This window comes from Caballeronia sp. (genome assembly GCF_028292365.1).
GTDB lineage: Bacteria > Pseudomonadota > Gammaproteobacteria > Burkholderiales > Burkholderiaceae > Caballeronia.
The window spans coordinates 1-6,578 of the sequence record NZ_JAQGMM010000576.1; the positions used below are offsets into that span (position 1 = coordinate 1).

Annotated in this window: 8 protein-coding genes; all 8 read right to left on the reverse strand. The window is 57.0% G+C overall.

The window, feature by feature from the left end; all coding sequences use genetic code 11:
- The coding region (gene ligD, locus JWR14_RS33960) for a DNA ligase D (RefSeq protein ID WP_299718231.1) at nucleotides 1-1,250 on the reverse strand (1,250 nt) is incomplete at its 3' end.
- Nucleotides 1,251-1,303: 53 nt separating this feature from the next.
- Nucleotides 1,304-1,606 carry a hypothetical protein gene (locus tag JWR14_RS33965; RefSeq protein ID WP_299718234.1) on the reverse strand — a complete coding sequence of 101 codons (303 nt, stop codon included), beginning with the start codon at nucleotides 1,604-1,606 and terminating at the stop codon, nucleotides 1,304-1,306.
- A gap of 93 nt (nucleotides 1,607-1,699) precedes the next feature.
- On the reverse strand, nucleotides 1,700-1,930 hold the full coding sequence (locus JWR14_RS33970; protein ID WP_299718247.1) for a hypothetical protein: 231 nt from the start codon (nucleotides 1,928-1,930) through the stop codon (nucleotides 1,700-1,702).
- Between the two features lie 291 nt (nucleotides 1,931-2,221).
- Nucleotides 2,222-2,722, reverse strand: coding sequence for a chemotaxis protein CheB (locus JWR14_RS33975; RefSeq protein ID WP_299718236.1), 501 nt, complete (start codon nucleotides 2,720-2,722; stop codon nucleotides 2,222-2,224).
- Between the two features lie 653 nt (nucleotides 2,723-3,375).
- On the reverse strand, nucleotides 3,376-3,555 hold the full coding sequence (locus tag JWR14_RS33980) for a CsbD family protein (protein ID WP_299718239.1): 180 nt from the start codon (nucleotides 3,553-3,555) through the stop codon (nucleotides 3,376-3,378).
- A gap of 713 nt (nucleotides 3,556-4,268) precedes the next feature.
- The gene (locus JWR14_RS33985; RefSeq protein ID WP_299718241.1) at nucleotides 4,269-4,781 is read right to left on the reverse strand and encodes a low affinity iron permease family protein; all 513 of its coding nucleotides are present in this window, start codon (nucleotides 4,779-4,781) and stop codon (nucleotides 4,269-4,271) included.
- A 251-nt stretch (nucleotides 4,782-5,032) separates the two neighbouring features.
- Nucleotides 5,033-5,992 carry a GGDEF domain-containing protein gene (locus tag JWR14_RS33990; RefSeq protein ID WP_299718243.1) on the reverse strand — a complete coding sequence of 320 codons (960 nt, stop codon included), beginning with the start codon at nucleotides 5,990-5,992 and terminating at the stop codon, nucleotides 5,033-5,035.
- A gap of 220 nt (nucleotides 5,993-6,212) precedes the next feature.
- Nucleotides 6,213-6,578 (reverse strand): YhjD/YihY/BrkB family envelope integrity protein (locus tag JWR14_RS33995; RefSeq protein ID WP_299718245.1); only part of this gene is annotated, 366 nt, incomplete at its 5' end.

Genomic DNA, 6,578 nt, shown 5'->3' on the forward strand with positions numbered 1-6,578 from the left:
AATGCCGGGAATGCGCGATCTTTCCTCGTGCTTCTGAAAAAAAGCTCGCCCTCTATCCCATCAGGTGCACGTTCCAGCGACACCGGCCGATCTTGCAGATACGGCAACGCCCATTCGGCTATCTCATCGTAGTAGCGCACGAGGTCAATCTTCTTCAGGCCCGTGGTCCGATCGATGACGCGTTCGGCGTTGGATATCTTTTGCCCAGAAAGCGTCACGTTGCCACGCCGACCAGGTTGAACGCGGGTCGATCCTGTTTGCGCCTCGACTGGCTCGCCGTTCTCGACGTCGACCACCGGTTCTTCCGTAACGGCCTCCGCGGGCTTATCCTCCCGCATCCCCGGAAAGATCGGCTGGCGCACTTCTCCACCGGGTGTCCATTCCAGGAACGATATTTCAGCGACAAGGAGCGGCTCCAGCCAGACGTAGTCCCGATCCTTGTCCGGCGGCGGCGGATTATAAAAAGCGCTCGTCTTGCGTACGAGTACCTTCGCCTTTCTCTGAAGAGAGGAAAGCTGCGAGGGCCGGAGGTTTTGCTTCGCCGTGCCGGCGAACCGCAATGATCCATCCGGTTCATAGATGCCCAGCATGAGCGACCGAACTCCTGATTTCGCGCCCTTAGGCCGGGTAAAGCCAGCGACGACAAATTCCTGGCGCAGACGGCATTTGAGTTTGATCCAATCCGTGGATCGACCTGAGCGATAGGGAGCGCCGGCGCGCTTGCCTATGACGCCCTCGAGCTGCATCTTGCAAGCGGACACGACCAGTGAGGCGGGGTCTTGCGCAAAATCTTCCGAGTATCGCAGCAGCTCGCTATGGACCTCACCCATCAGATCCGACAGGATGGCACGGCGCGCATGAAGTGGCTGCTCGCGCAGATCGGTGCCATCGAGGTACATCAGATCGAATACGAAAAGCAGGATTTCCGAAGTGCTCCGTCGATCGAACGCGTTTTGACGCGCGTTAAAGTCGGGCATGCCCGCGGAATTGAGCACGACGGCCTCGGTGTCCAGCCACGCATCATCGACGGGGAGCCTATTAAGTGCCACGAGGAGTTTGGGCAAGCGGTCGGACCAATCATGCCCGTTGCGGGTAAAAATTCGAGATGTCCCGTTCTCGATTCGACACAACATCCGATAGCCGTCGAACTTTATCTCATAGGACCATTCACCTTCGGTCGGCGCGCGGCTAGCAAGCGTCGCGAGTTGCGGTTCGATGAGTGACGGCATCGTGCCGGGCGGATCTTCCACGGCCCGCTTGGGCGCCTTTCGGCTCGGGGAATTCCAGCGCCCGGCCATGAAGATTAAGCCTCTGCTCTGGGGATGCCGGGCAAGCCCGAGTGGTGCAACCATTCGAGTAGGTCGGGGCGCTGCGAAAAGCGTGGGTCCGCAAACCACTCCTCTAAATGCTCGTTCACGCCTCCGCAGAAGTCATGGTCGAGGTCGAACATGTCGTCGAAGCCGGGATGATCGGCGCAAAGGTGAATTCTGAGCAATCGCTCGCCGTTCCAGCAGACGACGGTTTCCTCAGTGATATCAGCAGTGCTGCCGCGCGGTTTATCGCAAAGCAGGGAAGCCAGCTTTGCTTTCACGCTGTCGAGATCCATAGCCTTGCGATCTCCTTGAAGCTTGAGTTTTGTGCGCGCTAGCATCGGTGGCAGACGGGAAGGCATGCCGCATTACAGTCTCACGGCACACACTTAGGAGTCTTTGGAACCGAGTTCCTCGTGCTTGTGCGAATGGGTAGCCGCATGCACGAGTTCGTAATGGGCACCCTTTCCACTTCGCGTGGGCGGAAAATGTTCGCCCTCAACGCACGTTACTTCGAAAGCAGCCGCACCGTCGCGTTCTTTCACGACTTTATAGATGCCGGATGTTTTGACAATCCCGCCTGGCTTATGGACCCAGACATTTGACTCTCCTCTGGAAATGGATGTTCATTTCCAGCAAGCGCCATGCCCTCCGTTGAGGCTTTTCACAGATTGCGGTCGTGGACAGTGCGTCTCTGCCTTGAGTTTCCGCGAACTGGGTCATTAGCGTTTGACCGTGTTGTCGCGGGGAGGCTTTCAATACCGATTGTCTGCGTGGATTGGCGCGTTACGATATATCAAGCGGCGGTTCATTTTGGTTTTCATCGTATCCATCGGTCGATGGGAAGTATGTTTCCTGGCACCTGGGTGATATCCACCGCGCTCCCGACGAACATTATGGGTCCGTCGAAGTCAATTGCGTTTTGTTGCATTCCCAACGGCTTGCCTTCTGGATCCAACGAATGTCAGTCCGCCTGCATGATGTATCGCGGCGAGCCCTCGAGAGCCATCGTGGAGCGAGCCCGAGAGGACGATCCCGACCGAGCGTTTTCCGATGTTTGCTGCGATCGACTCGAACAGCACGTCAATCGTTTGGTTCCTAAGCCGTTCGCGGCTGCCATCAATCAGATATGCAGATCCATCATCCAAGACGGTCAGGGGCCGATCGGGCGGCCCGATATACGTCGTGCCAGGCACGAGCCGTTGCCCGGCGTGGGCGACGTCGAGCGCCATTCCTCGGCACTGTCTCAGCAAAACTTCTATCAGGCTACTTGGTTTTTCGCTTGAGCGGTGCAGGACGACTATGAGGACGGCGTTCACCTCTTTCGGCCATAGGTTGAGAAGGCTGACGATATCGCTCAATCCTTCTGCCCCGGACGCGCCAATTGCAACGAAATAGGGGAGCTTATTCACGACGGTCCCAAGTTAATGACTGCGCGATTGGATATCGATGCGTCTCCTACCGTCCGCCCGAACGCATGACCTGCTGATAAACGTCGATCCCGCTCTGCGACAGGATCGCGTCGGCCTTTTTTTGGTGATCGGCGACCTGTTGATGGAACTCATTAGACGCCGTTATTCTAGACCGGTCATGATGCCAGGAGGAATGACGCCGGCAATCGCGATGCTTGGAGGAACGATGTCGGTAGATTAGATGCTCTTCGCCGCGCGGGATTCAGGGCCGGTCGATGACACTGGGTAGCACGAAAACATTCGCTTTGGAAATTGCGACGAAGCGCGAGATGGAGATATGAAACATCGGCAAGTACTGAAGGGAAAAAGGCCTGGACACGAATGCCGGGCCTTCAAATCAAGGTGGAAACCCCCGTTACCGCCTCGATGATGTTTCTCTCGTAACTGACCTGTTGCCTCTGAATTATAGTTTTATCGTTGGGCGCTTTTTGTCGGTCAGCGAGACCATATTAGTTGGTGAGTAGCGCATCGCTATGTGGGAGACCCCACACAGCGCTTACTTATACTTACATTTGTGGTGTGATGCCCACTTCGCTAGTCAAGTTTGAGAACGTCGGCAGCGTCGGCGTTCTCTTAGTCAATGCCTACGATTGTCAGGGCTTGCGCTTCTTCGCATCGTCCTTCAGATCGCCATACTGCTTTTGCGCTTCGCCAACGCCTTGCTGCACTTGGCCTTTGGCTTTTTGCGCCGGATCGTCCGTGGCGTTGCCCACCGCTTCATTAACCTTGCCCTTGACCTTCTCAGCGGTGCCCTTCACTTGATCCTTGTTCATCGCGAACCTCCATATTCGGTTATGCGCCTGAATTGGGCTGCATCAAACGACTCGCAAAAACCGATCCACGGTTGTCATGAGATCGAGGACGAAAAAAAGCCCGCTCTGATGGCGGGCACAATCCATATCAGTGCAGACATGGAGGAGACGAAGTAAGTATAAACCCTAATTTTAGAATTTGCACGCATCTTTGTTGGACTGCGTGGCAATAAGGCTGATGGGGTGCAAAAACGCAACCCGCGCTTACCCAGCCCCCGTGCGCCTGCCGCTCAAAAACGCTCCATCGCGCTTGTGACACCTCAGCAGACTCCCCATGCGTGGGCTACCTGATGCCGCGGCATTTCTTCTTTGAGTGCGCTCAACAGTGCACGCCGCACATGACGCCCACCGTTCCCGCGTCGGACGGGAAAGACCCCGCCGGAACCTCGAAATCCATGCGCAGAAAGAACTGCCCGGTGACCTCGTCCTTTATTCAAGACGGCCAGCTTGACGCCGCGCGCATCCAACAAGGGGACAGGAACTCGGTGTTTCGACCTCGAAGGAGCGCGTCAATCGCGAAGACCTAAGGGTATCAGCAGGGCTAGTGCTGCCGAGAGCCGACGGTTGGCAGCCCGATCCAGGAGCCACACCTGGTTTTAAGCAAGCTACCGCTCAAAGGCCGTCGCGGGTGACAAAGTGGGCGCTAAGGTTATCTACCCTGGCCCAACAACGCTTCATGTGCGCGAAGGCTTGTCCTGTGCATCGGCGACGCAGCGTTCGACGTCTGCCGTGTGTTTGCCGTCGTCTTTTTCAGACGCGAGTTTGAGATAGGCCGCAGCAATCTTACGCAGCTCTTCCTCGGACGCATCTTCGATGCCAATGAGTTTGTTGCTAGCCCCGCGGTGCGATGCCAGCAGCTCGTTCAATTTGAGGTGTAGCGCGACGCTGTCTTTGTTCGCGCTTTGTTGGATAAGGAAAACCATCAGGAACGTGACGATGGTGGTCCCCGTGTTGATAATGAGCTGCCAGCCCTCTGAATAATGAAAGATGGGACCGGATACGAGCCACGCGACAATCGAAATCACCGCGAGGCCGAAAGCGACCGGCGAGCCAGCCCACCTCGTCACTGCGCTCGCAAAGGTGTCAAAAGCTCGGGTGACGGGATGATTGCTTGCGTATCCCGGGGTGGACGTCGACGAAAACGTCTCCATCCGCTTCTCCTCCGCAAATTGCGTTTCTTGTTTCATGCCATTCTCATCTTTGGTTTTCATCGGCGCGCAATGTAACTTTGTTTCCTTACAGTTTGAATGACGGAAAGGACGCGCTGTCGGCTGCCAGAGCGCCGGCAGTCCTGGCTGATTGCGATGAACGACATGCAACGCGCAGCTGGCGCTCACGTCGATGAATCAGCGATAGCCCGCTTCACGCCGGCCGTGGACTGCATAACTTCGCCTGAATGGCGTCGGACGGTCGCGGACAACCGGGGCCTTAAGCTCCTTCACGCGTCATCCACACCGTCGACGGAGACGCGGTTACGCCCAAGTTTCTTTGCCCTAAACAACGCCGCGTCGGCACGACCGAACGCATCGTCGACCGAATCCGCAAGCGACACCTCAGTGATGCCGACCGACAGCGTGTAGCGCACCTCGCGCCCCGCCGTTACCGGAACCACCCGCGCCTCAGCTGCGCTCCTCATTCTTTCGAGGACAGCTTTTGCTTCCTCCGGGGTAGTGCCCGGCATGACCACCAGAAACTCTTCTCCACCGACCCGCCCGATAACGTCCGAACGTCTCGTTGTCGTTCGCGCAAGGTGCGCGAAATCCCGTAAGACATCGTCTCCGGCGAGATGGCCGAAACCATCATTAATTGACTTGAACCGGTCCAGGTCCGCCAGCGCAATGGATAGTGGTGTCTGGGCACTCTGGAGAGCCGGCAACGTGGAAATAACAATATCGAGATATGAAAGAACATGCCGACGGTTAGGCAAACCCGTCAGAAAATCGGTACGTGCCTCGTACAACGCCTCGCTGTGCGCTTTTGTCAACGCAAGCTCTGAATGCTTAAGTGGTGAAATTTCCGAGCCGAAAACGATAATCCAACCGCTCTCAAGCAACGTCTCGGTCATCCAATACCACCGTCCGTCCAGCGTGTCGGTGGCAAAGCAGCGCTGCCCGGGTTGATGCCGCCTTCGTGTCTGCGTTTCCACGATGAAGGCCGCGACATCGCCGCAGTCAATTCGGGGACCGCAATTACGCGACGCTCCCCTCCTGATGAGGTCGTCAAACGTCATCGTGGCATCGACACTGTCCAGTTGAAACAGTTGTCTGAATGCCGCGCTCGCATAACGCAACGTGTCGTCCGCACCATACACGGCAACGAGAAGGCTTCCGCTAGCCAAGGCAGAGGCCAATGCGCCACCGACGTCATTGTTCCATGACTGACCGCCACTGGAGTCCATCGCATCTCCCATAGGCACTCACTCGAGTTTATGCCGAAGGTCCGGCGGACAGCCCCCGCCGCCCTTCTTGAGTTTTTATCGAGCCCGCTCCGCCTGATATTCGCGAAATCTGAAATGGCCGCTAATAATTGGCTGCCCGGCGCCGCCTTGGAGCGCGCCATCATCCGCGCAACGCGCTGCCTATAATCGAACGAAAACTCGGGTGCGGCGCTCGCTTGTGCTATTGCTGGTGAACACCCGGTGCCTTCGGTTGACGAGATGGCTCAAGTATCGCGGTCACTTCCGCGCCGATGAGAAACACTGCGGCTGAGAAGTACAGCCACATCATGAGGACGGCCAGAGACCCTGCCGCTCCGAAGGAACCCGCGGTCCCAGCGTGTGCTAGATAAAGCCCGAACAGATGTCTTCCCACAGAAAACAACACCGCCGCTACCGCACCGCCGACAAGGGCGTTTTTGAAGCGCACATGAACGTCGGGCAGCCATTTGATGAGTGCACCAAAACCTGCCGTCATGACCACCAGTCCGAAAATGGTTTGGGCAACGGCCGCGACGACTGTCAATGTAATGGTGCCGAGCACGGCATG